General features: G+C 65.8%; 30 protein-coding genes and 1 pseudogene. 23 read left to right on the top strand and 8 right to left on the bottom strand.

The annotated features are described in order from the left end of the window. The first annotated feature begins 10 nt into the window (after nt 1–10). The 12 genes from B133_RS0113690 (at nt 11) to B133_RS0113635 (ending at nt 7,428) form a co-directional block, all read left to right on the top strand. Nucleotides 11–889, top strand: a complete 879-nt coding sequence (locus B133_RS0113690) for a formylglycine-generating enzyme family protein (RefSeq protein ID WP_026256406.1) — start codon at nt 11–13, stop codon at nt 887–889. A gap of 248 nt (nt 890–1,137) precedes the next feature. Beyond that, nucleotides 1,138–1,506: a 50S ribosomal protein L14 gene (gene rplN, locus B133_RS0113685; protein ID WP_018601827.1), complete on the top strand. Its 369-nt coding sequence runs from the start codon at nt 1,138–1,140 to the stop codon at nt 1,504–1,506. Further along, nucleotides 1,507–1,824 carry a 50S ribosomal protein L24 gene (rplX, locus tag B133_RS0113680; protein WP_018601826.1) on the top strand — a complete coding sequence of 106 codons (318 nt, stop codon included), beginning with the start codon at nt 1,507–1,509 and terminating at the stop codon, nt 1,822–1,824. Between the two features lie 2 nt (nt 1,825–1,826). After that, nucleotides 1,827–2,399, top strand: coding sequence for a 50S ribosomal protein L5 (gene rplE, locus B133_RS0113675; RefSeq protein ID WP_018601825.1), 573 nt, complete (start codon nt 1,827–1,829; stop codon nt 2,397–2,399). Nucleotides 2,400–2,403: 4 nt separating this feature from the next. After that, on the top strand, nt 2,404–2,589 hold the full coding sequence (locus B133_RS0113670) for a type Z 30S ribosomal protein S14 (protein WP_018601824.1): 186 nt from the start codon (nt 2,404–2,406) through the stop codon (nt 2,587–2,589). 351 nt (nt 2,590–2,940) lie between these two features. Next, a complete protein-coding gene (rpsH, locus tag B133_RS0113665) occupies nt 2,941–3,339 on the top strand; it encodes a 30S ribosomal protein S8 (RefSeq protein ID WP_018601823.1) in 399 nt (132 codons plus the stop codon). Between the two features lie 13 nt (nt 3,340–3,352). Further along, nucleotides 3,353–3,892, top strand: a complete 540-nt coding sequence (rplF, locus tag B133_RS0113660; RefSeq protein WP_018601822.1) for a 50S ribosomal protein L6 — start codon at nt 3,353–3,355, stop codon at nt 3,890–3,892. A 2-nt stretch (nt 3,893–3,894) separates the two neighbouring features. Next, entirely contained in the window at nt 3,895–4,308 is a 414-nt protein-coding gene (gene rplR / locus B133_RS0113655; RefSeq protein ID WP_026256405.1) for a 50S ribosomal protein L18, read from the top strand. A gap of 25 nt (nt 4,309–4,333) precedes the next feature. After that, nucleotides 4,334–5,002 carry a 30S ribosomal protein S5 gene (rpsE, locus tag B133_RS0113650; protein ID WP_018601820.1) on the top strand — a complete coding sequence of 223 codons (669 nt, stop codon included), beginning with the start codon at nt 4,334–4,336 and terminating at the stop codon, nt 5,000–5,002. A gap of 2 nt (nt 5,003–5,004) precedes the next feature. Then, a complete protein-coding gene (rpmD, locus tag B133_RS0113645; protein ID WP_018601819.1) occupies nt 5,005–5,187 on the top strand; it encodes a 50S ribosomal protein L30 in 183 nt (60 codons plus the stop codon). Next, nucleotides 5,184–5,627 carry a 50S ribosomal protein L15 gene (gene rplO, locus B133_RS0113640; protein WP_018601818.1) on the top strand — a complete coding sequence of 148 codons (444 nt, stop codon included), beginning with the start codon at nt 5,184–5,186 and terminating at the stop codon, nt 5,625–5,627. Before rpmD ends, rplO begins: the two co-directional genes overlap by 4 nt. A gap of 130 nt (nt 5,628–5,757) precedes the next feature. Continuing rightward, complete coding sequence (locus B133_RS0113635) at nt 5,758–7,428, top strand: FAD-binding dehydrogenase (RefSeq protein ID WP_018601817.1); 1,671 nt, start codon at nt 5,758–5,760, stop codon at nt 7,426–7,428. A gap of 71 nt (nt 7,429–7,499) precedes the next feature. Here B133_RS0113635 and B133_RS0113630 read toward each other — a convergent pair whose 3' ends face one another. Next, on the bottom strand, nt 7,500–8,426 hold the full coding sequence (locus B133_RS0113630) for an LLM class flavin-dependent oxidoreductase (protein WP_026256404.1): 927 nt from the start codon (nt 8,424–8,426) through the stop codon (nt 7,500–7,502). 320 nt (nt 8,427–8,746) lie between these two features. Between B133_RS0113630 and sppA the strand changes: the two genes are divergently transcribed. The 3 genes and pseudogenes from sppA to B133_RS24095 form a co-directional block, all read left to right on the top strand. Beyond that, entirely contained in the window at nt 8,747–10,516 is a 1,770-nt protein-coding gene (gene sppA / locus B133_RS0113625) for a signal peptide peptidase SppA (RefSeq protein WP_018601815.1), read from the top strand. Nucleotides 10,517–10,781: 265 nt separating this feature from the next. Further along, a complete protein-coding gene (locus B133_RS0113620; protein WP_036418626.1) occupies nt 10,782–11,777 on the top strand; it encodes a D-2-hydroxyacid dehydrogenase in 996 nt (331 codons plus the stop codon). Between the two features lie 26 nt (nt 11,778–11,803). Next, nucleotides 11,804–11,896 (top strand): annotated as a pseudogene (locus tag B133_RS24095) (DUF3830 domain-containing protein); the annotation flags it as partial. A gap of 270 nt (nt 11,897–12,166) precedes the next feature. On the opposite strand, the gene B133_RS0113600 reads toward B133_RS24095, so the two are convergent. Genes B133_RS0113600 through B133_RS0113590 form a run of 3 tightly spaced genes read right to left on the bottom strand, consistent with a single transcriptional unit; the run spans nt 12,167 to nt 14,926 of the window. Then, entirely contained in the window at nt 12,167–13,063 is an 897-nt protein-coding gene (locus B133_RS0113600) for a class I SAM-dependent methyltransferase (protein ID WP_018601810.1), read from the bottom strand. 10 nt (nt 13,064–13,073) lie between these two features. Beyond that, complete coding sequence (locus B133_RS0113595) at nt 13,074–14,003, bottom strand: class I SAM-dependent methyltransferase (RefSeq protein ID WP_018601809.1); 930 nt, start codon at nt 14,001–14,003, stop codon at nt 13,074–13,076. An 8-nt stretch (nt 14,004–14,011) separates the two neighbouring features. Then, nucleotides 14,012–14,926 (bottom strand): class I SAM-dependent methyltransferase, encoded by a 915-nt coding sequence (locus B133_RS0113590; protein ID WP_018601808.1) that lies wholly within the window; start codon nt 14,924–14,926, stop codon nt 14,012–14,014. Nucleotides 14,927–15,190: 264 nt separating this feature from the next. On the opposite strand from B133_RS0113590, the gene secY reads away from it, so the two are divergent. The 6 genes from secY (at nt 15,191) to B133_RS0113560 (ending at nt 19,786) form a co-directional block, all read left to right on the top strand. Next, nucleotides 15,191–16,516 carry a preprotein translocase subunit SecY gene (gene secY, locus B133_RS0113585; RefSeq protein WP_018601807.1) on the top strand — a complete coding sequence of 442 codons (1,326 nt, stop codon included), beginning with the start codon at nt 15,191–15,193 and terminating at the stop codon, nt 16,514–16,516. Then, the gene (locus B133_RS0113580; protein WP_018601806.1) at nt 16,513–17,058 is read left to right on the top strand and encodes an adenylate kinase; all 546 of its coding nucleotides are present in this window, start codon (nt 16,513–16,515) and stop codon (nt 17,056–17,058) included. The genes secY and B133_RS0113580 overlap by 4 nt, the downstream gene beginning before the upstream one ends. Further along, entirely contained in the window at nt 17,055–17,852 is a 798-nt protein-coding gene (gene map / locus B133_RS0113575) for a type I methionyl aminopeptidase (protein WP_026256403.1), read from the top strand. The genes B133_RS0113580 and map overlap by 4 nt, the downstream gene beginning before the upstream one ends. A 111-nt stretch (nt 17,853–17,963) precedes the next feature. Continuing rightward, nucleotides 17,964–18,479, top strand: a complete 516-nt coding sequence (locus B133_RS0113570; RefSeq protein ID WP_018601804.1) for a sigma-70 family RNA polymerase sigma factor — start codon at nt 17,964–17,966, stop codon at nt 18,477–18,479. Continuing rightward, nucleotides 18,476–19,210, top strand: a complete 735-nt coding sequence (locus B133_RS0113565; protein WP_018601803.1) for a zf-HC2 domain-containing protein — start codon at nt 18,476–18,478, stop codon at nt 19,208–19,210. The genes B133_RS0113570 and B133_RS0113565 overlap by 4 nt, the downstream gene beginning before the upstream one ends. A 72-nt stretch (nt 19,211–19,282) precedes the next feature. Further along, nucleotides 19,283–19,786, top strand: a complete 504-nt coding sequence (locus tag B133_RS0113560; RefSeq protein WP_018601802.1) for a MarR family winged helix-turn-helix transcriptional regulator — start codon at nt 19,283–19,285, stop codon at nt 19,784–19,786. Nucleotides 19,787–19,792: 6 nt separating this feature from the next. Here the strand turns inward: B133_RS0113560 and B133_RS0113555 are convergent, their stop codons facing one another. After that, complete coding sequence (locus B133_RS0113555; protein WP_018601801.1) at nt 19,793–20,176, bottom strand: nitroreductase family deazaflavin-dependent oxidoreductase; 384 nt, start codon at nt 20,174–20,176, stop codon at nt 19,793–19,795. A gap of 85 nt (nt 20,177–20,261) precedes the next feature. On the opposite strand from B133_RS0113555, the gene B133_RS0113550 reads away from it, so the two are divergent. After that, on the top strand, nt 20,262–20,849 hold the full coding sequence (locus B133_RS0113550) for a TetR family transcriptional regulator (RefSeq protein ID WP_026256402.1): 588 nt from the start codon (nt 20,262–20,264) through the stop codon (nt 20,847–20,849). Here B133_RS0113550 and B133_RS0113545 read toward each other — a convergent pair. Together B133_RS0113545 and B133_RS0113540 are read right to left on the bottom strand one after the other, a co-directional pair. Then, nucleotides 20,829–22,010: a GAF domain-containing sensor histidine kinase gene (locus B133_RS0113545; RefSeq protein WP_018601799.1), complete on the bottom strand. Its 1,182-nt coding sequence runs from the start codon at nt 22,008–22,010 to the stop codon at nt 20,829–20,831. The genes B133_RS0113550 and B133_RS0113545 overlap by 21 nt on opposite strands. A gap of 17 nt (nt 22,011–22,027) precedes the next feature. After that, nucleotides 22,028–22,690 carry a response regulator transcription factor gene (locus B133_RS0113540; protein ID WP_026256400.1) on the bottom strand — a complete coding sequence of 221 codons (663 nt, stop codon included), beginning with the start codon at nt 22,688–22,690 and terminating at the stop codon, nt 22,028–22,030. Nucleotides 22,691–22,910: 220 nt separating this feature from the next. On the opposite strand from B133_RS0113540, the gene B133_RS0113535 reads away from it, so the two are divergent. Then, on the top strand, nt 22,911–23,621 hold the full coding sequence (locus B133_RS0113535; RefSeq protein WP_018601797.1) for an HAD hydrolase-like protein: 711 nt from the start codon (nt 22,911–22,913) through the stop codon (nt 23,619–23,621). On the opposite strand, the gene mmsB is transcribed toward B133_RS0113535, so the two are convergent. Further along, nucleotides 23,610–24,491 carry a 3-hydroxyisobutyrate dehydrogenase gene (mmsB, locus tag B133_RS0113530; RefSeq protein ID WP_026256398.1) on the bottom strand — a complete coding sequence of 294 codons (882 nt, stop codon included), beginning with the start codon at nt 24,489–24,491 and terminating at the stop codon, nt 23,610–23,612. The two genes, B133_RS0113535 and mmsB, sit on opposite strands and share 12 nt — an antisense overlap.

The following is a 24,491-nucleotide window of genomic DNA, read 5'->3' as shown; positions in this document are numbered from 1 at the left end:
CCCTGATCGCATGCACACCGAACTGGTCGAACTGCCCGGGGGAGCGTTCCGCATGGGTTCGACGCGCTTCTATCCGGAAGAGGCGCCGGTGCATACCGCGACGGTCGGGTCGTTTGCGATCGACAAGTATCCCGTCACCAATGCGCAGTTCTCCGAGTTCGTCGCCGCCACCGGATATGTGACCGTCGCCGAACGTTCGCTGGATCCAGCGCTGTATCCCGGTGTGGCCGAACAGGATCTGTTACCTGGGGCGCTGGTGTTCCGGCCCACCACGGGTCCGGTGAACCTGCGGGACTGGCGGCAGTGGTGGGATTGGGCGCCCGGCGCGAACTGGCGATATCCGTTCGGTCCTGACCGCGATGCCGGTCATCCCGACCACCCCGTCGTTCAGGTGGCCTATCCCGACGCCGCGGCCTATGCGACATGGGCCGGGCGGCGGCTGCCCACCGAAGCCGAATGGGAGTACGCCGCGCGCGGGGGAGCCGACACCGTCTACGCGTGGGGCGACGATGTCATGCCCGGCGGGCAGCTGATGGCCAACACCTGGCAGGGGCGGTTCCCGTACCGCAACGACGGCGCCCTGGGCTGGACCGGCACCTCACCGGTGGGTTCCTTCCCCGCCAACGACGTCGGGCTCTACGACATGATCGGCAACGTGTGGGAGTGGACGTCGACGCCGTACTCGGCTCATCACCGGCCCGGCGCGGCCCAATCCGCGTGCTGCCCACCGGCGGGCGCAGATCCCAGCGTCAACCAGACCCTCAAAGGTGGCTCGCATCTGTGCGCCCCCGAGTATTGCCACCGATACCGGCCGGCGGCGCGCTCTCCGCAGTCCCAGGACAGTTCGACCACCCATATCGGGTTCCGTTGCGTCGTATCGCGAGGGTGAATCCTCTGCGAAAAAACGGCCCGGAACTCGCACCCGTTTCACACTCGCGGGACCCGGTGTCGCCTGCGGCGGGGCCTACCTGCGGCGATTTGGTGCATTGCCCGAGCTCACCTACTATGTAGGGGTTGTCTCGGGTAGACCGTGGTTGGTTGCTGTTTCTGATCAACCTCGCGTATCCATAGATGATAAAGACCGCGCGCGTCCAGGTCGGAATCTGGCGTGCATAAAAACCCAGGTCAGGAGATCGAGTGATTCAGCAGGAATCGCGGTTGAAGGTCGCCGACAACACGGGTGCCAAGGAGATCTTGTGCATCCGCGTGCTCGGTGGCTCGTCGCGACGCTACGCCGGCATCGGCGACATCATCGTGGCGACCGTCAAGGACGCCATCCCGGGCGGCAACGTCAAGCGTGGTGACGTCGTGAAGGCCGTCGTCGTGCGCACCGTCAAGGAACGTCGTCGCGCAGACGGCAGCTACATCAAGTTCGATGAGAACGCCGCAGTCATCATCAAGAACGACAACGACCCCCGCGGTACCCGCATCTTCGGGCCGGTCGGTCGCGAACTGCGAGAGAAGAAGTTCATGAAGATCGTCTCGCTGGCACCGGAGGTTTTGTAAATGAAGGTCCACAAGGGCGACACCGTTCTGGTGGTCTCCGGCAAGGACAAGGGCGCCAAGGGCAAGGTCCTGGTCGCCTACCCCGAGCGCAACAAGGTTCTCGTCGAGGGCGTCAACCGGATCAAGAAGCACACTGCGCAGTCGCAGAACGAGCGTGGGGCTTCGACGGGCGGCATCGTGACGCAGGAGGCGCCGATCCACGTGTCCAACGTGATGGTGGTCGACTCCGACGGCAACCCGACCCGCATCGGCTACCGCGTCGATGAGGAGAGCGGCAAGAAGGTTCGTGTCTCCAAGCGCAACGGCAAGGACATCTGACTATGACCACCACTGAAAATGCCGTGAAGACTCCGCCCCGTCTGAAGCAGCGCTACCGCGAGGAAATCCGCGAGTCGCTGCAGCAGCAGTTCGAGTACGGCAACGTCATGCAGATCCCCGGCGTGGTGAAGGTCGTCGTCAACATGGGCGTCGGCGACGCCGCCCGCGATGCCAAGCTGATCAACGGCGCTGTCAACGATCTGGCCCTCATCACCGGTCAGAAGCCCGAGGTCCGCAAGGCCCGCAAGTCCATCGCCCAGTTCAAGCTCCGCGAGGGCATGCCCATCGGCGCCCGCGTCACGCTGCGTGGTGACCGCATGTGGGAGTTCCTGGACCGGCTGATCTCCATCGCGCTGCCCCGTATCCGCGACTTCCGCGGCCTGTCAGCCAAGCAGTTCGACGGCACCGGCAACTACACGTTCGGTCTGAACGAGCAGTCGATGTTCCATGAGATCGACGTGGATTCCATCGACCGGCCCCGCGGCATGGACATCACCGTCGTCACCTCGGCGACCAACGACGACGAAGGCCGTGCGCTGCTGCGGGCGCTGGGCTTCCCCTTCAAGGAGAACTGAGCACATGGCAAAGAAGGCGCTGGTCTACAAGGCCAACAAGAAGCCCAAGTTCGCGGTCCGCGCGTACACCCGCTGCAACAAGTGCGGTCGTCCGCACGCTGTCTACCGCAAGTTCGGGCTGTGCCGCATCTGCCTGCGCGAGATGGCGCACGCGGGCGAGCTGCCCGGCGTGCAGAAGTCCAGCTGGTAACCACGCACTGACGGCAGCACCCCGCGGGAGCCATGCGCTCCCGCGGGGTGCTGATCGCGTTTGGCTGCTGTAGTTGGCTGATTTGGCTCTGAACTGCCGGTTGTCTACACTTGACCGGTTGCCTGTCGCTTTAGTCCAGGCGAGTCGGTATGTGATGCCTGCGGGCGCCACTACTGACGTGCGACCCCTGACCGAACCCGGTCAGGAACGGAAGAAACACTTCGCAGTAGGCCCACCGTGCGATGTGTCAGGCCCGTGGATGTGATCTTCGCGCAAGCGGCTCATCCACCTGGGAACCGACGCGAGCACGTTGTATGGGAACCGCAGCGGGAGAGGTTGATTGACGCTGTCATGACAATGACGGATCCGATCGCAGACTTTCTGACACGTCTGCGCAACGCCAACTCGGCGTACCACGACGAGGTGACCCTGCCCCACTCGAAGATCAAGGCCAACATCGCCGAGATCCTCAAGAAAGAGGGCTACATCACCGATTACCGCACTGAGGACGCCCGCGTCGGCAAGTCCCTGGTGGTGCAGCTCAAGTACGGCCCCAGCCGTGAGCGCAGCATCGCCGGCCTGCGCCGCGTGAGCAAGCCCGGTCTGCGGGTCTACGCAAAATCCACCAATCTGCCGCGTGTTCTGGGCGGCCTGGGCGTGGCGATCATCTCCACGTCCTCGGGCCTGCTCACCGACCGCCAGGCAGCACGACAGGGCGTGGGCGGCGAAGTCCTCGCTTACGTCTGGTAGGGGGAAGCAGAACATGTCCCGTATTGGTAAGCAGCCCGTTTCGGTCCCCACCGGAGTCGACGTCACGATCGACGGGCAGAACGTTGCGGTCAAGGGCCCCAAGGGCACGCTGACCCTGGATGTGGCCGAGCCGATTGCGGTGTCCCGCAACGACGACGGCGCCATCGTGGTAACCCGGCCGGATGATGAGCGGCGCAACCGCAGCCTGCACGGGCTGTCGCGCACCCTGATCGCCAACCTGGTCACCGGTGTGACCGAGGGCTACACCCGCAAGATGGAGATCTTCGGCGTTGGTTACCGCGTGGTGGCCAAGGGCTCGAACCTGGAGTTCGCCCTGGGGTACAGCCACCCGGTGCTGATCGAGGCACCCGAGGGCATCACCTTCGCGGTGGAGACGCCCACGAAGTTCTCGGTGTCGGGTATCGACAAGCAGAAGGTCGGCCAGATCTCGGCGGTCATCCGTCGCCTGCGTCGCCCGGACCCGTACAAGGGCAAGGGCATTCGCTACGAGGGTGAGCAGATCCGCCGCAAGGTCGGAAAGACAGGTAAGTAACCATGGCTCCCAAAACTGTTACCGCAGAAAACGCAAAGCGTAAGCCGGTGGGCCAGAACATCTCTGAGTCCCGTCGTACCTCTCGTCTGCGCCGCCACGCCCGGCTGCGTAAGAAGGTCGCCGGCACCGCCCAGACCCCGCGTCTGGTGGTCAACCGGTCGGCCCGGCACATCCACGTCCAGCTCGTCAACGATCTGGAAGGTGTCACCCTGGCTGCGGCCTCGTCGATCGAGGCTGACGTCCGTGCGATCGAAGGCGACAAGAAGGCGCACAGCGTGCGCGTCGGTCAGCTGATCGCCGAGCGCGCCAAGGCTGCCGGTATCGACACTGTGGTGTTCGATCGCGGCGGCTACACCTACGGCGGCCGGATCGCCGCGCTTGCCGACGCCGCGCGCGAGGGTGGGCTGAAATTCTGATGACTGTTAACGAGAGGACTGCATAATGGCCGAGCAGGCTGGCGCCGCTTCGGCGCAGGACAACCGTGGCGGTCGTGGTGACCGCGACGGCCGGGGCCGCCGCGACGACCGTGGTGGCCGCGGCCGCGGCGACGACCGTGGTGAGAAGAGCAACTACATCGAGCGCGTGGTCACGATCAACCGCGTGTCCAAGGTGGTCAAGGGTGGCCGCCGATTCAGCTTCACCGCTCTGGTGATCGTCGGCGACGGTCACGGCATGGTCGGTGTTGGCTACGGCAAGGCCAAGGAAGTTCCGGCCGCCATCGCCAAGGGTGTCGAGGAAGCGCGCAAGGGCTTCTTCCGGGTTCCGCTGATCGGTGGCACCATCACCCACCCGGTGCAGGGCGAGGCAGCTGCCGGTGTGGTCATGCTGCGTCCGGCCAGCCCCGGTACCGGTGTGATCGCCGGCGGCGCGGCTCGTGCCGTGCTGGAATGCGCTGGGGTGCACGACATCCTGGCCAAGTCGCTGGGTAGCGACAACGCGATCAACGTGGTTCACGCCACGGTTGCCGCGCTGAAGCTGCTGCAGCGTCCGGAAGAGGTGGCGGCCCGTCGCGGTCTGCCCATCGAGGATGTTGCGCCGGCCGGCATGCTGCGGGCCCGACGCGAGAGCGAAGCGCTGGCTGCTGCAGCCGCGCGTGAGGGATCGGCATAACCATGGCAGAGCTCAAGATCACCCAGGTGCGCGGGATCATCGGCGCACGTTGGAAGCAGCGCGAAAGCCTGCGGACGCTGGGACTGAAGAAGATCCGTCAGTCGGTGGTTCGTGAGGACAACGCCCAGACGCGTGGCCTCATCAACGTTGTGCATCACCTCGTCGAGGTGGAGGAAGTCAAATGAGCGTTATCAAGCTTCATGACCTGAGGCCGGCTGCGGGCTCGAAGACCGCCAAGACCCGCGTCGGTCGTGGTGAGGGCTCCAAGGGTAAGACCGCCGGTCGCGGTACCAAGGGCACCAAGGCCCGCAAGAACGTCCCGGTGACGTTCGAGGGTGGCCAGATGCCGATCCACATGCGGTTGCCGAAGCTCAAGGGCTTCAAGAACCGTTTCCGGACCTCCTACGAGGTCGTCAACGTCGGCGACATCAACAAGGCCTTCCCGCAGGGCGGCACCATCGGTGTCGACGAGCTGGTGGCCAAGGGCCTGGTTCGCAAGAACAGCCTGGTCAAGGTTCTCGGCGACGGCAAGCTGACCGCCAAGATCGACGTCACCGCGAACAAGTTCAGTGGCAGTGCCCGTGAGGCCATCACCGCTGCCGGCGGTTCAGTCACCGAGCTGTAATTGGCGGCTCGCCACCGAGCTGTAATTTTCTCTGCGCGAGCAGACACGGAAGTCCCCGCACGCCCGGCGTGTCGGGGACTTTCGTGTCTGCTCGGCAGGGCGGTGATTGAATCTAACCGGAGGTGCTGCCGTGGATGCCGATGTGATCGTGGTGGGTGGGGGACTGGCCGGGCTGGTAGCCACACGTGAATTGACCCGGCGCGGAAAGAAAGTCGCCGTGGTCGATCAAGAAAATGCCGCGAACCTCGGCGGGCAGGCGTTCTGGTCGTTCGGCGGGGTCTTCCTTGTCGACAGCCCCGAGCAGCGTCGCATGAGGATCAAGGACTCGCTCGACTTGGCCTGGAACGATTGGCAGGGCAGTGCCGCCTTCGACCGCATCGACGACGAAGACGCCTGGGCGGCCAAATGGGCCCGGGCTTACGTGGAGTTCGCCGCCGGCGAGAAACGCGCCTACCTCACCGAGCATGGCATCACCTTTGTACCGACCGTGGGCTGGGCCGAACGCGGCGATCTGCGTGCCGACGGCCACGGCAACTCGGTGCCGCGGTTTCACGTCGCCTGGGGGACTGGCACGGGAATCGTTGAGCCATTTGTCAATTCGGCTCTGACGGCTGCGAGCGACGGACTCGTCACCTTCCACCACCGGCACCGGGTCGACGAGTTGGTGTTCACCGACGGCTCTGTCACCGGTGTCCGCGGTGTGGTGCTGGCGCCCGACGATGCCCCGCGCGGCGCACCGTCAAACCGCGATGGCGTGGGCGATTTCGAACTGAGCGCGCAAGCTGTCGTCGTCGCCTCGGGCGGGATCGGCGCCAACCACGACATGGTCCGCCGCTACTGGCCGGCGCGCATGGGCACCCCGCCGCGGTCGATGATCACCGGCGTACCCGCCTACGTCGACGGCCGCATGCTCGATATCGCCGCCGACGCCGGCGTTCGCCTGGTGAACCGAGACCGCATGTGGCACTACACCGAAGGCATCCAGAACTGGAATCCGATCTGGCCCGACCACGCGATCCGGATCCTGCCCGGCCCGTCGTCGATGTGGTTCGACGCCATCGGCCGGCGGCTGCCGGCGCCATACCTGCCCGGCTACGACACCCTGGGCACCTTGCGTCATCTGCGCACCGACCCTGACATCACACGCTACGACCACTCCTGGTTCATCCTGACCCAGAAGATCATCGAGAAGGAGTTCGCGCTGTCGGGTTCGGAACAGAACCCCGACATCACCGGTAAGGATCGATCTGCGATGTTGCGCGAGCGGGTGTTGAGTCGCTCGGCCCCCGGCCCGGTCGAGGCGTTCAAACGCCACGGTGCCGACTTCGTCGTTGCCGACGATCTCGAATCGCTCGTGGCGAAGATGAACGCACTCACCGATGAACCGCTGCTGGACTCGAAAGTCATCCGGGCGCAGATCGAGTCCCGCGACTCGCAATTCGCCAATCCGTTCGCCAAAGATGCTCAGGTGCAAGGCATCCGCAACGCGCGGCGCTATCTCGGTGACCGTCTGGCCCGGGTTGCCACGCCGCACCGCATCCTCGATCCGTCCGCGGGCCCGCTCATCGGTGTCAAACTGCATATCCTGACCCGAAAGACGTTGGGTGGCATTCAGACTGATCTGTCTTCACGCGCGTTCGGCACCGACGGCCTACCTATCCCGGGGCTGTACGCCGCGGGTGAAGCCGCCGGATTCGGTGGCGGCGGCGTCCATGGCTACAACGCGCTGGAAGGCACATTCCTGGGCGGCTGCATCTTCTCCGGACGTGCCGCCGGGCGTGCCGCTGCCGAGGCGCTCTGATTCTCCCGCGAGCAGACGTGAAAACCCTTGAACAGCGGCGTGTCGGGGACTTTCACGTCTGCTCGGCGAATCTAGGTGAGCGCTGGAATGACCTCGGCGGCAAGGCGTTCCATCTGCTCACGATCTGCGGCGACGTCATCGCCGACGGGGTTGAGCACGACCATCTGGGCACCGGCGTCGGCCACTTCCTGCAGTCCGCGCACCACATCGGCGGGGGTGCCCGACACTGGAACCGCCTCGATACCGGGCATCTGGCCGTAGATCCGATGCAGTCCGTCGGTCACGCGGCGGCGGGCGCGGGCGGGATCATCGTCGATCATGAGGTAGACCCGTTTGCCGATGGCGTAGCCGGCCGGATCCTTGCCCTGCTCATCGAGTTCGCGGCGCACCGTCTCGACTGATTCGGCGAACGTCGCGGTGGTCGACGACCCCGCGCCCAGGAACGAGTCTCCATAGCGCACCGCGCGGGCCAGCGCCTTGGGTGCGGTGCCACCGAACCAGATCGGCGGATGCGGGCGCTGCACGGGCTTCGGTTGGATCGGCAGATCGTCGACCTCGCGGAACTTCCCGTGAAACGTGACGCGCGGCTGGTCGGACCAGGCCGCCTTCATCAACTCCAAACCCTCGTTGAAGTAGCCGATGAATGTGGTGCGGTCCACCCCGAACGCGGCGAACGGCCGGAAGCTCCCGCCGTGTCCTACCCCGACATCGAGGCGCCCATGGCTGAGCCGGTCGACAGCCGTGATGGCCGAGGCCAGTTGCAGCGGGTCGTGCAGGGAGGTGACGAGCACCGCGACCCCCAACCGCAGCCGGGTGGTGCAGGCCGCCGCGTACGACAACAGCGGCAGCGGGGCGATCCCCGGCGACTCGCCAATCGTCTGCTCCATGGTCCAGCCGCCTTCGAAACCCAACTCCTCGGCACGTGCCAGGTAAGCCTTCAGGCCTGTGTCGTCGAATCGGCCGGTGCCCAGTTGCGGTATCGAAATCGAGAACCTCACCACACCACGGTACGGACGACACGGCCTCACCACTGGGCGTACGGGTGAACCGGCGCCAGGTCGTGACCCATGGCAGCTCACCCGCTTCCGCGAGCAGACGTGTAGGTGCCGCGACACGCCGGTATTGCGGGACTTTGGTGTCTGTTCGCGTAGAATTGTTGGTGCACAAGAGGATTCGCCGCTTACCTAGGGGCTAATGCGACCAGATGTCGCCGCGAGGTTCCATAGCTTGCCGGCGCAAATCGCATCGCCGGGTGTGTCGCAGTCCGCCCCGGTCCGCTGCTCTCGGGCCTCTGCTGTGGCGTCGGTAGGCTCGGAGCATGTTCGACTTCCTCCCGAGCCTGCCCGGTCCCGACGAATTGCGGGCGTTGGTCCGCAAGGTCGACACTGTCCGGCACAATGGCATTCCCAGTGCATGTGTTCTCGAACTCGATCTGACGTCCGTGCCTGCGGAGACCGCTGGGTTCGATCCTTTGGCGATGATCTCCATCGGAGGACGGCCGCTGGTCCTGCGCCAGGCCGTTGCAGCGATACACCGGGCAGCCGATGACGATCGGGTAGCCGGGCTGATCGCGCGGGTACAGATCCCGGCCGCGGCAGCCGGGCCGGTACAGGAGTTGCGCGACGCGATCGCGGAGTTCGGCGCCGTCAAGCCGACCCTGGCCTGGTCGGAAACCTATCCGGGCACGTTGTCGTACTACCTGGCCTCGGCGTTCCGCGAGGTGTGGATGCAACCGTCGGGCACGGTCGGACTGGTCGGTTTCGCGACCAACGCCATGTTCCTGCGGGATGCTCTGGACAAGGCCGGGATTGAAGCGCAGTTTGTGATGCGTGGCGAATACAAGTCTGCGACAAACATTTTCACGCAGGACCGCTACACCGACGCGCACCGTGAAGCCGACAGCCGGTTGATCGAGAGTCTTCAGACCCAGGTGTGGCAGGCGATCGCGGAATCTCGGCATGTATCGGTCGACACCATCGATGAGCTGGCCGACAAGGCGCCGTTGCTGCGCGACGATGCCGTAGCGGGCGGGCTGATCGACCGGATCGGCTTCCGCGACGAGGCGTATGCGCATATCAGTGAACTCTGCGGTGCCGCAGCGGAATCCGATGGTGACGACAGTGCCCCGCGGCTATACCTGTCGCGGTATGCACGGGCGTCCGCCCCTAAGCCTGCACCCCCGCTGCCCGGGCTCAAGTCGAAGCCGACCGTCGCCGTGGTGACGGTGCACGGTCCTATTGTCAGTGGCAAGGGTGGTCGGCAGGTGCTGCCTTTCGGTAACTCCGGCGCCGGGGGCGACACCATCGCCGCGGCGTTGCGCGAGGCCGCCGCCCGAGACGACGTGGCGGCCATTGTGCTGCGGGTGGACAGCCCCGGCGGCTCGGTGACCGCCTCCGAGACCATCTGGCGCGAGGTGGTCCGGGCCCGCGAGGCCGGCAAGCCCGTCGTCGCGTCGATGGGTTCGGTGGCGGCATCCGGGGGCTACTACGCAGCCATGGCCGCCGACGCGATCATCGCCAATCCAGGTACGATCACCGGCTCGATCGGGGTGCTGACCGGCAAGCTGGTGTCGCGGGAACTCAAGGACAAGCTCGGGGTCGGTTCCGACGCGGTGCGCACCAATGCCAATGCCGACGCCTGGTCCACCAACGCGCCGTTCACCGATGAGCAGCACGCCCAGGTCGAGGCCGAGGCAGACCTGTTCTACGAGGACTTCGTGCAGCGGGTCGCCGACGGCCGTGGCTTGGCGGTGGAGGCCGTCCAGGACGTGGCCCGCGGCCGGGTATGGACCGGGGCCGACGCTCACGAACGTGGGCTCGTCGACGAACTCGGCGGTCTGCGCGCCGCGATTCGCCGGGCCAAGTTGCTGGCCGGCCTCGACGAGGACACCAAGGTCAAGATCGCGCATCTGCCCGGGTCATCGCTGCGGGACCTGTTGTCGCCCAAGCCATCATCGCAACCTGCAGCCGCGTCGCTGCCCGAGGCGCTCGGCTCGCTGGCCGTCGCGTCGGTGACCGGGGTACTGGAGCAGACCCAGCGCTCGCTGACCGGGGCCAACGCGGTGTGGTTGGGGGACTACCGCTTCTGAAGTTGGCTCGTCGGGCTGAGAACTGGTGAGAGTTACCCGTTCTGACGCCGGCGTTAGTTGCGGCTCAGTTGTTCAGGGCGGTGCTCACCGCCAACGGGGCCATAGCGCAATCGTGTGACATAGAGACTGACATCGTTGGGCACCCACCCTGCTGCAACGGCGGGGGAGGGGCCAAGTCCTCGATCGTCACGTCCACAGGGTGAGACCGGAAGAACCGGTAACAGATTGTTGACAACCCTGCGAACAGGTTCCTAGCCTCGGACTGATGCCCAGCCCACGTCCTGTGATCGCGGTGCTGTGTGAGCGCGCGACGGATCGCCCGGCAGGAGTCGCGGATCTCGACGTCGATGCGGACTTTCGGTACTGCGCCGCAGGCGGTTTGGCCGAGGCGCTGCAGGGCGCGCAGGCACTGTTGATGTGGGACTATTTCTCCACCGCGCTGCGCGGTGCATGGTCTGCCGCGGACACCCTGCAGTGGATCCACGTCACCGCCGCCGGCGTCGACACCCTGCTGTTCGACGAGCTGCGGGACTCTGATGTCGTGGTCACCAACGCCCGGGGCGTGTTCGACCGCCCCATGGCTGAATACGTGCTCGGAGCGATCATCGGGTATGCCAAGGGAAGTCAGGTCAGCTTCGATCGGCAACGACGCCATCAGTGGCACCACCGGGAGACCAGGACCATCATGGGCGCGCACGCGCTGGTGGTCGGCACCGGCGGCATCGGCCGGGAGATCGCCCGGCTGTTGCGCGCCGCAGGCCTGGCCGTCCGCGGTGCCGGCCGCGTGGTGCGCGCTGACGATCCCGATTTCGGCCGGGTCGTGGCCACCGCGGACCTGGCTGCCGAGGTCGGCTGGTGCGATCACCTGGTGTTGGCCGCGCCGCTCACCGATGCGACCCGTGGCCTAGTCGGTGCAAATGTGTTGGCGGCCATGAGATCCGACGCGCACTTGGTGAACGTCGCGCGAGGTCCGCTCGTCGACGAGTCAGCACTGGTCACGGCACTGACTACGGGCAGCGTCGGCGGAGCCACGCTGGACGTGTTCGACACCGAGCCCCTGCCCGAGAACCACCCGCTGTGGGACGCACCCGGGGCCGTCATCACCGCCCACATGTCCGGCGACACCATAGGTTGGCGCGACACGGTAGCCGCGCAATTCGCCGATAACCTTCGCCGCTGGCTTTCCGGGCAGCCACTACACAACGTGGTGGACAAGAAGCTGGGCTACGTATCCGGAACCGGCGCAGCGTTATTCCGGTAGCGGTCGAGCTTATGGCAGCCTACGGCATCATCGACGGGCTCGAGGAGATGACGGCCGCGTGCCACGACCTGTGGATGGGCGGAGCCCGTGGCGAAACACTGACTTTCGCGCGCGCCTGAGCTTCGCGTCGGTGATGCTGAGTGGGATGCGGGATTCAGCCCAGTGTGCCGCTGATGTAGACGATCTCGCCCATCGGGTCATGGTCGACCGCATCGGGTACGGGTAGGCGATAGCGAGCGAACAGACCCGAGCGGGCAGTACCGGTCATCTCTCACCCCTTGGCGGCGAGATAGTCTGCGGCAGAATGGCGTTCGCCGTGGTAGATCAGCGACGGCCCCACACTCGATGCCAGAGCCCAGGTGTCGCCGTCAGCCCGTGCCATCAGCGTCTCATTTCCGTTCGGCGGACAGATAGCCCGAATCACCGGCGAGGTCGGCGAGGTCGTCGGGATAGGCGAACCCGTATCCAGCGTAGGCGTCGCGTCCGGTCAGCACAGTCGACTGCCAGCCGTGCCCGTCGAGATAGTCGCCAGCGGTGTGACGGTCACCGGAATAGAACAGGTCCATCAGATCGACATCGGACCCGACCCGCTTCGACCACTCGCTGACCTTCTTCGTCCATTCCTCGGGAAGGGTGTTCATGTCCATGTGTTCGGTGGCCAGCCGACTTCCGGACGCCGACAGTTCGGTGATGTTGTCGAAGAGCCGATCCTGAGCGTCGGGCGGCAGGTAGATGAGCAGCCCCTCGGCGATCCATGCGGTGGGTTGGGTCGGATCGAAACCGGCGGCCCGCAATGCGGCCGGCCAATCGTCGCGAAGATCGATCGCGACCGTTCGGCGGTCAGCGGCAGGTTCGGCACCGAGCCCGGCGAGCGTGCGCGTCTTGAACTCGATCACCTGAGGCTGGTCGATCTCGAACACCACGGTGCCCGTGGGCCAGGGCAACCGGTAGGCCCGGGTGTCCAGACCCGAGGCCAGGATCACGGCCTGGCGAATCCCGGCGTCGGTTGCGCTGGTGAAGAAGTCGTCGAAGAACCGGGTGCGCACGGCGATCTGCTCGCACATCCGCTGCCGGTCCAGCAGCTGATCGCCCTCGACGCAAACCTCGCCGTCGGCCAGCCGGATGCAGTGCTCCAGCCCGACAGCCTTGACCAGCGGGTCGGCGTACGGGTCGTTGATCAGCGGATCGGGCTGCTTGGTGGCCAGGGCGCGGGACGCGGCGACACCCGTCGCCGTCGAGCCGACGCTGGTTGCCAGGTCCCAGGTGTCACCCTCGGTGCGTGCCATCGTTTTGTCCTTACTGTCGTACTGCCACGACTGCCAATGAATCACGTTGTGGTGCGGCGTCGTCGGAATCGGGGAAGATGCGGCCGTATTCGGCGAACACCTCGGGGCGCCGCCGGGCTGTCACAGACCAGCCACTGTCGGTGAGATACTCGACCACCGAATTGCGCTCACCGACGTACCAGAGCTCGGACAGGTCGACGTCGAATCCGTGTTCGCGCCACCGCTCGACCATGGATTGGCTGCGATTGCGCACGGCGGCGGCGATGTCCGGGTGGTACTCGGTAGCCAGCCGGCTACCCGGGGCGCTCAACGCGGTGATGTTGTCGAACAGCCGGTCCTGCGCCTCGGGCGGCAGGTAGACCAGCAGACCCTCGGCACTCCACGCGGTCGGGGCCTCAGCGTCGAACCCGCTTGCGCGTAACGCTGCCGGCCAGTCATCGCGTAGGTCGACAGCCACGGCACGGCGCTCCGCGGTGGGGGTGGCGCCGATCTGAGCCATCGCCGCGGTCTTGGCGCCGATCACTTCCGGCTGATCGATCTCATAGACCACGGTGCCGGCCGGCCAGGGCAGCCGGTAGGCCCGGGCGTCCAGTCCCGAGGCCAGGATGACGGCCTGCCGGATCCCGGCGCCTCCGGCGGTGATGGGATTGCCGCCTCCGGCGGCGGTGATAAAGAAGTCGTCGAAGAACTTCGTCCGCACCGCCATCACCGACGTCATCAGCTCCGCGACCGCGGAGTCTTCACCGTCAAGCGTGATGTCGCCGTCGACGAGCTTGGTGAAGAAGTCCACTCCCACTGCACGCACCAGGGGCGCCGCGTAGGGATCGTCGATCAAGGGATCGGGTTCGGTGCTGGCGATCGCGCGGGCCGCGGCCACCATGGTGGCCGTTGCGCCGACGCTGGAGGCGAGGTCCCAGCTGTCCGTATCGGTACGTGCCATACCCGTCCCTACCGCTGCGCGCTGATGTAGAACACCGATACGGCATGCACCTCGTCCTCGACCGGCGGCAGGCCGGTCTGGATCAGCAGATCGTTGGAGCTGATCCCGGTGACCTCCCAGGAGTGGCCCTCGAGATAGGTGGTCACGTCGGCGCGGTCGCCCAGGAAGATCAGCTCGTTGAGGTCGATGTCCAAGCCGTGTGCACGCCAGCGGTCGGTGAAGTCCCGCATTCGGGCGCGGATCGTCTCTTCGTCATTGGCCTCGGTGGCGGGAACACCCTCGACGCCGAGCCTGCTGCCCGGCGCGCTGAGCGCGGTCACCTGATCGAGCAGGCGGTCCTGGGCGTCGGGCGGCAGGTAGCCCAGCAAACCCTCGGCGATCCATGCCGTCGGCTTGCTGGCGTCGAAACCGGCCTCTGTCAGCGCCGTGGGCCAGTCGAAGCGAAGGTCGATGGCCACCGTGCGCCGATCGGTGGTGGGTGCGGCACCCAGCTCGGCGAGGGTGGTCGATTTGAATTCGATGACCTGGGGCTGGTCGATCTCATAGACCACGGTGCCGTCTGGCCACGGCAGGCGGTAGGCCCGCGAATCCAAGCCCGCGGCCAGGATCACCGCCTGACGGATGCCCGTGCCGGTGGCCGCCAGGAAGAAGTCGTCGAAAAACCGGGTACGGGCGGCCATACCGTTCGAGAACCGGGTCAGCCCGGTCGCGGCCTCCTCGTCGAGGCCGTCGGTGGTGAAATCCTCGTCGACCAGTTTGGTGAAGAAGTCCATCCCGACGGCCCGCACCAGGGGAGCGGCGAACGGATCATCGATCACCGGGTCCGGGGCGTTGGTCGCCATCGCCCTGGCAGCCGCGACCATCGTCGCGGTGGCTCCCACGCTGGACGCCAGGTCCCAGGTGTCGTTGTCCGTACGTGCCATGGACTCCCCTTAAAAGATAGTTAGGTGATGTAACGAGCTGTCGCCGACTGTACGCTTCGAATCTGAATATGGGCTTGGCCTGCGGGTGAAGTTGATCGATGCGGGGCCGCCCTGGTGCAACTGTTACTCTCGTAGACTGTTTGACGCTTGAGTCCGCGGGCTGTACGCCTGCCGGGCCGGCATGTATACGACTTGACCAAGACGCTGGACCCACCAGCCCCATTTGGCACGCCGCGCTGAGAAGTCGGCTGCGCAGGAGGAAGAGTGCTTTCGGCTTTCATCTCATCGCTGCGGACGGCCGACCTCAGACGCAAGATCCTGTTCACGTTGGGCCTGGTGATCCTGTACCGCGTCGGTGCGTCGATCCCGTCCCCCGGGGTGAACTACCCGAACGTGCAGAAATGCATCGAACAGGTCAGTGGTGGCGACTCGGCACAGATTTACTCACTGATCAACCTGTTCTCCGGCGGCGCCCTGCTGCAGTTGACCGTGTTCGCGGTCGGCGTGATGCCCTACATCACGGCCAGCATCATCGTGCAGTTGCTGGTGGTGGTCATCCCGCGCTTCGAGCAGCTGCAGAAGGAAGGTCAGGCCGGTCAGGCCAAGATGACGCAGTACACGCGTTATCTGTCGATCGCGTTGGCCGTCCTGCAGGCCACCAGCATCGTGGCGCTGGCCGCCAACGGTGGGTTGCTGCAGGGTTGCTCGCTGAACATCATCCAGGACAGCTCAATTTTCGGGCTGATCGTCATCGTGCTGGTGATGACCGCCGGTGCCGCCCTGGTCATGTGGATGGGCGAGCTGGTCACCGAGCGCGGTATCGGCAACGGCATGTCCCTGCTGATCTTCGCCGGCATCGCCGCGCGCATTCCGTCCGAGGGCAAGACCATCCTGGACAGCCGCGGCGGCCTGGTCTTCACCGCTGTGTGCGCAGCCACGCTGGCCATCATCATCGGCGTGGTGTTCGTGGAACAGGGTCAGCGCCGCATCCCGGTCCAGTACGCCAAGCGCATGGTCGGCCGCAAGATGTACGGCGGTACGTCCACCTACCTGCCGCTGAAGGTCAACCAGGCCGGCGTCATCCCGGTGATCTTCGCGTCGTCACTGATCTACATACCGCACCTGATCACCCAGCTGATCCGCAGCGGCAACCCCAACGGCGGCAACAGCTGGTGGGACAAGGTTGTCGCCAACTACCTGACAAACCCCGCGGACCCCGTCTACATCGCGATCTACTTCGGCCTGATCATCTTCTTCACGTACTTCTACGTGTCGATCACGTTCAACCCTGACGAGCGCGCCGACGAGATGAAGAAGTTCGGCGGCTTCATCCCCGGTATCCGGCCGGGTAAGCCGACTGCGGACTACCTGCGCTACGTACTGAGCCGGATCACCCTGCCCGGCTCGATCTACCTGGGTGTGATCGCGGTGCTGCCGAACCTGTTCCTGCAGATCGGCAACACCGGGGCGGTGCAAAATCTCCCGTTCGGAGGAACTGCGGTTCTCATCATGATTGGCGTCGGGTTGGATACCGTCAAACAAATCGAGAGCCAACTCATGCAACGCAACTACGAAGGGTTCCTGAAGTGAGAGTCGTTCTACTCGGACCACCCGGAGCGGGCAAAGGAACACAGGCTGAGAAGCTGTCCGAGAAGCTCGGCATCCCGCAAATCTCCACCGGGGACCTCTTCCGCAAGAACATCGGCGACGGCACGCCCCTGGGTATCGAGGCCAAGCGTTACCTCGACGCAGGTGACCTGGTCCCGGCCGATCTGACGAATCGCCTCGTGGAGGACCGGATCGACCAAGAAGACGCGGCAGCCGGATTCATCCTGGACGGCTACCCGCGCTCGGTCGAGCAGGCCCGTGCGCTGCACGACATGCTCGAGGCCCGCAACACCAAGCTGGATGCAGTGCTGGAGTTCGCGGTCTCCGAAGACGAACTGTTCGCTCGGCTCAAGGGTCGTGGTCGTGCCGACGACACCGAAGAGGTCATCCACAACCGGATGAAGGTCTATCGCGATGAAACCGAGCCGCTGCTGAAGTACTACGGCGACGAGGTCAAGACGGTCGCCGCGGCGGGTGGCCTCGATGAGGTGTTCGCCCGCGCTCTGAGCGCCCTCGGTCGGTGATCTCCCTACCAGGCTTGCGCGGCCGTAGGGTGGTCGCGCAGCGCAGCGCCGGAGAGCTCGATGCCATGGCGGTTGCGGGCGCACTGGTCGCGTCGGCGCTGCAGGCGGTGCGTGCCGCGGCGGCGCCTGGTGTGAGCACACTCGAACTCGATCGAATCGCTGAGTCCGTCATCCGCGACGGTGGCGGTACCCCGTCGTTCCTCGGTTACCACGGTTTTCCCGCCAGCATCTGCGCGTCGGTGAACGATCGCGTAGTGCACGGTATTCCGTCGGCCGGTGAGGTGCTGGCCGCCGGTGACCTGGTCTCGATCGACTGCGGCGCGATCGTTGACGGCTGGCATGGCGATTCGGCGGTCACCTTCGGTATCGGCGCACTGATCGACGCCGACGAGGCCCTGTCCGAGGCCACCAAAGCCGCCATGGAAGCCGGGATCGCCGCGATGGTGCCAGGCAACCGGCTCACCGATGTCTCGCATGCCATCGAAGTAGAGACCCATGCCGCGGGAGCCCGCCACGACCGCAAATACGGAATCGTGGCCGGCTATGGCGGACACGGAATTGGCAGGCAGATGCACATGGATCCGTTCCTGCCCAATGAGGGTTCGCCGGGCCGTGGGCCATACCTGGCCCCGGGTTCGGTGCTGGCCATCGAACCGATGCTGACGCTCGGCACCGGCAAGACCGCGGTGTTGGACGACGAATGGACTGTCATCACCACCGACGGGAGCCGTGCCGCGCACTGGGAGCACACCGTTGCGGTCACCGAGGACGGCCCTCGGATCCTCACCCGCTGAGGTTCTCAGCAACCGTGCGACTCGATGTTTCCGAACCGTCGCGCGGGGCGGGTTCGAAGGTCGAATGAACTCGATCGCCGCCAACGTCGTATTACAGGCGGAGGTTGGTTGATGGACGATCCGGAGGCCGCCATGATCCGGGGGCTCTACGACGAGCACGCCGCGGCCTTGTGGCAATACGCGCTGCGCCTCACCGGGGATCAGGCGCGAGCCGAGGATGTGGTGCAGGAGACGTTGCTGCGGGCGTGGCGGCACCCCGATGTCACCGCGAATACCGACCGGTCGGCCAGGGCCTGGCTGTTCACGGTGGCGCGAAACATGATTATCGATGAACGCCGAAGCGCCCGGTTCCGCAACGAGACGGATATGCCGTCCCCGGAACTGGTAGCCGACCACGCCGTCCCCGACCAGGTGGACACCGCATTGGACCGGTTGTTGCTGAGCACCGCGCTCAGCCAGCTATCCGAAGAGCACCGGGCTGTGGTCCGCCGGGCCTACTACCAGGGCTGGACCACTCTGCAGATCGCGGCCGACCTGCAGATTCCCGAAGGCACCGTGAAGTCGCGACTGCACTACGCCGTCCGCGCACTACGACTCAATCTGCAAGAGATGGGGGTGACACGATGACACGATTCGGTGTAGCCCGCATTGAGCCGGTCGATGGCGACCGCTACCTGACCTGGGATGCGGCCTATGTGCTGGGCTCATTGACGGGCACCGAGCGTCGCGAATACGAAGTCCACCTGGGGGGCTGCGGGCGATGCCGCGCGGCTGTCGCCGAGTTGAGCGGCATGCCGGCCTTGCTCGCTCTGCTCGACCTCAACGACGTGCGCGCGCTCGACGAGGAGCTGCCCGGTCCGCCGCTGCGGCCGGAAGTGTTGGATTCGGTGCTGGCCAAAGTCAGCTGGCGGCGGCGTCGATACCGATGGGTGACCTCGTCCGCCGTCGGGTTGGCGGCCGTCCTGCTGGCCGTCGGGCTTGTCGTTGCGATCCGCCCGGAGATATTCGGTCTGCACACCGGTTCACAACATCAGCAGGCCGCACGAATGCTCGAGATGTCCAAGGTGTCCGATACCCCGATCAACGCCAGTGTTGCGCTGAGCAGCTACGCGTGGGGTACGCGGATCAACATGGCGTGCACGTACGGAGACTGGGGCAAGAAAGATTCTCCGCCGCGGAATCTGGGCATGGTGGTGGTCGGCCGCGACGGTAGCCGGACCGAGGTGGCAACGTGGCTCGGACTGTCCGGCGCAACGGCGCTACCCAGTGGGAACACGACGTTGCCGATCAACGAAATCGCTGCGGTGCAAATGGTTTCGGCGCCCGACGGAAAAATCCTACTTGAGAGAAACCTGTAAATCCGACTGCCGGTGAATTGCGCCCTCACCGCCGTCGACACCGCGTGCAGCGGTGATGCGGTATGAAGAAGCGTGCCCTCATCACCCGACAAGCGCGATCCCATCGCGCTGGCCCGTGTCAACTGGGAGAGCGCGGGCTGGGGTGACGTGGCCGATGGCATGGTTGCGGTGACATCGGTGATGCGGGCGCATCAGATTCTGCTGGCCCGCGTCGAGACCGCATTGCGGCCCTACGGCCTGAGCTTCTCGCGCTTCGAGTTGCTGCGGCTGCTGGCGTTCAGCAGGGCCGGGGCATTGCCCATCACCAAGGCCTCGGACCGGCTGCAGGTCCACGTCACCAGCGTCACGCATGCCATCCGCCGGCTGGAGGCCAGCGGGCTGGTCGAGCGTATTCCACATCCGACCGACGGCCGCACGACCCTGGTGCAGATCACGGAGCTGGGACGGGCCACGGTCGAGGACGCCACCGTCACCCTCAACGAGCAGGTGTTCGGCGACGTCGGGATGTCCCCGGAGCAATCCCGCGCGTTGGTCGCGTCGATCGAGACGCTCCGTCGCAACTCCGGCGATTTCTGACCCGCGTCACGCGGCGATCTCGAGGCTCAGGAACTCGGGGGCCTTGATCACGCGGCGCAGCATGAATCGGATGAATACCGGCATGTCTGCGGCGGTCTCGTCCTGATAGACCCGTGGCGCCGTCAGTCGGTAACGGTGTCGTCGGGTTTCCAACTCGCACCCTCCCGCGGCCAGGACATTGCGGACCCAGTCGGCCTGCCGTCCGTAGGTCAGTGCGATGACGTAGCCGTTCGGGCGCTTGAACGCCCACAGCGGGGTGCGGAAGACCCGTCCCGACTTGCGTCCGCGGTGGATGACGACGGCCCAGCCGGGGGCCCATGGGGCGATGAACCGGGTGAGCCGGTTGAGACCGATCTTGTTGGCGCGGGCAACCCATCGTGGAGCCGGCATCGGGAACTCCTCACCTGTGGAATTAACTCCTCGAAGAGTAGCTCCACTGTAATCGGTAAGTCAACGACTGTAGAATTTCTGGACTATGCCTCCGCTGGGACGACGACCAGGACAGTCCGGCAGCCGTGACGTGCTGTTGGCAACCGCCAGGCGGCTGTTCGCCGAAAAAGGGTACGACGGGGCCTCGGTACGCGATATCGCGTCGGCGGCCGGCGTCGATCCGGCGATGATCCGGCATTACTTCGGCGGCAAGGCCAACCTCTTCCGAGCCACAGTGGGGTGGCCTTTCGAGCCTGAACAGCTCCGTGAACGGATCGTCGACGGCGATCCCATCGATCTTGCGGAGGGGTTGACCAGGGTGTTCTTCGATGCGTGGGAACACCCCGACACCCGTGCGCCGCTTCTGGCAATCTTGCGCGGAGCAGCCACCCATGAAGACTCCGCGGCGTTGGTACGCCAGTTCATCGAGCGCCGGCTCTACCCGCAGATCGCGGGCGAGTTGAGCGGCCCCGGTGCCCAGTTGAGCGTGGATTTGGCGATGGCCCAGTTGCTGGGCATCGCCTACCTGCGTCACGTGCTACGGATCGAACCGCTCGCGTCGGAGTCCGTCGAGCAACTGGTCGCCCGGGCGATCCCCGTGGTACGGCTGCACCTATTCGATGATCACAGGTAGCGGGATCGTCGCGGTGACCGCGGTCCCAGCCCCCGGGCGGGATCGGATGTTGAGCCTGCCGCCGACGATCTCGGCTCGTTCGGCCATCGACAGCAGCCCGTAGCCGCCCATCTCGTCACTGCCCAGTGGATGCTCCAAGGTGTCGAAACCCTTTCCGTCGTCCACGATTTCGAGCCGGGCCATGTTGCGATCGACAGCGAAGGTGAGCCGCGCCCGGCTCGCGTCGGCGTGCTTGACGACGTTTTGCAGACATTCCTGAGCAATGCGGTACAGCGCCAACTCGATGTGATCGGGCACCCGGGTCTCGGCGAGTTCGACGTCCAGGTCGATCCCGGGGATGGAGCGCGCCAGGCTGGCAAGACCGCCGGCGAGGCCTAGATCGTCCAGTACCGGTGGCCGCAGTCCGCTGATCGCGGCGCGGGCCTCCTGCAGGGTCAGATCCGCCAGTTCTCGTGCCTTGTCGAGCTGTTCGGCCAGCGCCTGGGGATCATCGACGGCGCGGGCGGCGGCATCGAGCCGGTAAGACAGCGTCACCAGCCGTTGCGAGATGCCGTCGTGGATGTCGCCGGCCAACCGGCGCCGCTCGATCTCCTGCGCCTCGATGACCTGTTCGACGAAATTCTCGTGGGCGCGCTCGCGGGCCACCAGCTGCCGGTGCAGGCGGGCCTGGTGCAGCGCACCGGCGATGAGCCGGCCGATCACGACCAGCAACTCGACGTCGCGCGCTCCGAACTCGCGGCGGTTGACGGTGTGCACGTTGAGCACACCCACCAGTCCACCTGGGTCGGTCTGCATCGGCACCGACACCATCGACGCGAAGTCGCGCCCGCGCAGCGATTCGAAAGGCATGTAGCGGGGGTCGGCTTCCTTGTCGTGGCTGATCACCACCGGTTCGCGGTGACTGGCCACCCAACCTGAGATGCCCTGGCCCAGCGGCAATCGGATCTTGCCGACCTCGGCGTCGAACGGCGGGGTCGCGCCGGCCAGCGTCAGCGCACGGTCGGAGTCGTCGAGCACGTGCACGAAGCACACGTCGGTCGCGGTGGCCGCAGTGATCATCCGGGCGGCCGCGGCGGCGAGGTGTTCCACTCCGGGGCCGCTCGCGGTGGCCTGGATGAGCTCCCGTAACAACGCCAGCTCGCGGTCGGCGGTGAGTATCATCGGGCCGAATTCACTGGTCAACGGTAGATGCCTTCGCGCAGGGCGGTGGCGACGGCGCCGGCGCGGTCGGTGACGCCGAGCTTGCGGTAGACCGACCGTAGATGGGTCTTGACGGTCTCCTCGCCGATCACCAACTTGCTGGCGATCCCGCGATTGGACAGCCCGGCGACCACGAACGACAGGATCTCGCTCTCCCGCTGGGTCAGGCCCTGCCGCACACCGGGCCAGAACTCGTCGCGCTGCAGCCGCGCGGCGGTGTCGGCCGCGCGGGCCGCCATGCCGGGATCGATCGCCGTCGCGCCGCCGTAGGCGAATTCGATCTGACGCACCAGCTCGTCGCTGCTGACGCTCTTGAGCAGGTAGCCCGATGCGCCGACCCGCAGCGCCTCGAACAGGTACTGCTCGTCGTCGTAGACCGACAACATCACGACCTTGCGGTCTGGATTACGTTCACGCAGGTCACGGCACAGATCAAGGCCGCTGGAACCCTGCATGCGGACATCGCACAGCACGATGTCGGGGTTGAGCTCATCGACAACGGTGAGTGCTCGCTCAGCGCCGACTGCGTGGCCGATCACCAGAACCCGGTCTTTGAATGCGGCAAGCATGGCCTTGAGACCCTCGATGACCATTTCGTGGTCATCGACCAGCACAAGGCGCACTGGGCTGGAGGCCGCCATGGCATCAGCCTATGTGTGGCAGCGCATGTGAGGAGAAGATCCGGCTTCGCTGCGACCGAGTGAAAGTTCGCGTCCCCAATCACCCGTACGGGGGAGGCGGACTCCATGTGATGTGGACCACTCTCATGAGGTGTCGTCACAGCAGAAAATATGGCGTGCCGGGCGGTTCTGGTGGGACTGTCCTGAGCCGGCAGATGCAGGAGCGTTCCCGCTACGTGCGGTGATCTTCGACCTCGACGCGCTGTCCGACTTGGACATCGACGGACATCGGGTCGTCTTCAACGCGGCATTCGCCGCACACGGCCTGTCGCTCGAATGGGGCGTGGAGCGCTACCGGCAGCTGCTGGCATTGCACGACGAACATCAGCGCGTCGCCGCCGAACTCCGTAAGCGCTGCGTGGGGCCGGAATGCGACGTGCTCACCGAACTGCTCGCCGACGAGATCTGTGCCACCAAAGACATGATGTTCGACAAGATGATCCTCGACGCGGGATTGGCCCCGCGGCCCGGTCTGGTCGACCTCGTGATGGACGCCTTCGCCGCCGAGGTCCCGGTCGGTGTGGTGTCCAGCGGCCGGCGCCGATGGGTGGAGCCGTTGGTGCGGCAGCTGGTGGGCGAGGGTCTGGTGGAAACCGTTGTCACCGGTGACGACGTGACTTCGTCGACGTGCAGTGCTGCCCATCGGCAAGCGCTCGCCGAGCTCGGGGTGTCGGCGCACGATGCGTTGGCGGTCGCCGGGTCGACCACGGGATTGCGGGCGGCGAATGCGGCGGGGCTGGCCACCGTGCTGGTCAGTGCCGAACCCGGCGTTGCCCAACCTGCTGTCGCGGTACGCCCGGATTACGCCGGCATGGGGGATGCGTTGCGGTTGGCGACTTGCCAGCGGCTACACGCCGCATGGTGGGCGCAGCACAGCCCCTCAGCCGCGTAGCGTCTCGATCACCGCGCTGAAGTCTTTACCGGCATTGGAGACGTCGGATGCAATGAATTCGGCGTAGATCTCGGCCGCATGGGTGCCCAGCGGCGCCGACGAGCCCGTCGACTCCACAGCCGCCATGGCCAGGCCGAGGTCCTTGTTCATCAACGCGGTGGAGAAGCCCGGCTTGAAATCGCTGTTGGCAGGGGAAGTCGGAACAGGCCCCGGCACTGGACAATTGGTGTGTACTGCCCAGCAGTTGCCGGTCGCGCCGGTGATCACGTCGAACAGCGACTGCTTGTCCAGTCCCAGCTTCTCGGCCAGCACGAACGCCTCACCGACGGCGATCTGCTGCACCGCGAGCACCATGTTGTTGCACACCTTGGCGGCCTGGCCGGCTCCCGCGGCTCCGCAATGAATGATCTTGCCCGCCATGGGTCCCAGGATGGTGCGGCCCCGTTCGACAGCCTTGTCCTCGCCGCCGACCATGAACGCCAGCGTCCCCGCCACGGCGCCCTTGACGCCACCGGAGACCGGGGCGTCCAGCTGGTCGAAACCGTGCTCGCCTGCCAGCTTGTGCACCTCACGGGCGTCGTCGACGGAGATGGTGGAGCTGTCGATGAACAGCGCGCCGGCGGTCGCGGCGGGCAGCATCTCCGCATAGCAGCTCTTCACCAGTGCGCCGTCGGGCAACATGGTGATCACCACGTCCGCCCCCGCCACGGCCTCGGCTTCACTGCCGAACATGCTGACGCCATTGGCCTTTGCGGCCTCCTGGGCCGCAGGGACGGGATCGAACCCGCGCACGGTGTGCCCTGCGGCAACCAAGTTTGTGGACATCGGGCCGCCCATGTGGCCGAGGCCGAGGAAAGCGATTGTGCTCAC

Origin of the sequence: Mycobacterium sp. 155 (genome assembly GCF_000373905.1) — a bacterium.
GTDB lineage: Bacteria > Actinomycetota > Actinomycetes > Mycobacteriales > Mycobacteriaceae > Mycobacterium.
This window is presented reverse-complemented; position numbering and strand designations above follow the sequence as displayed.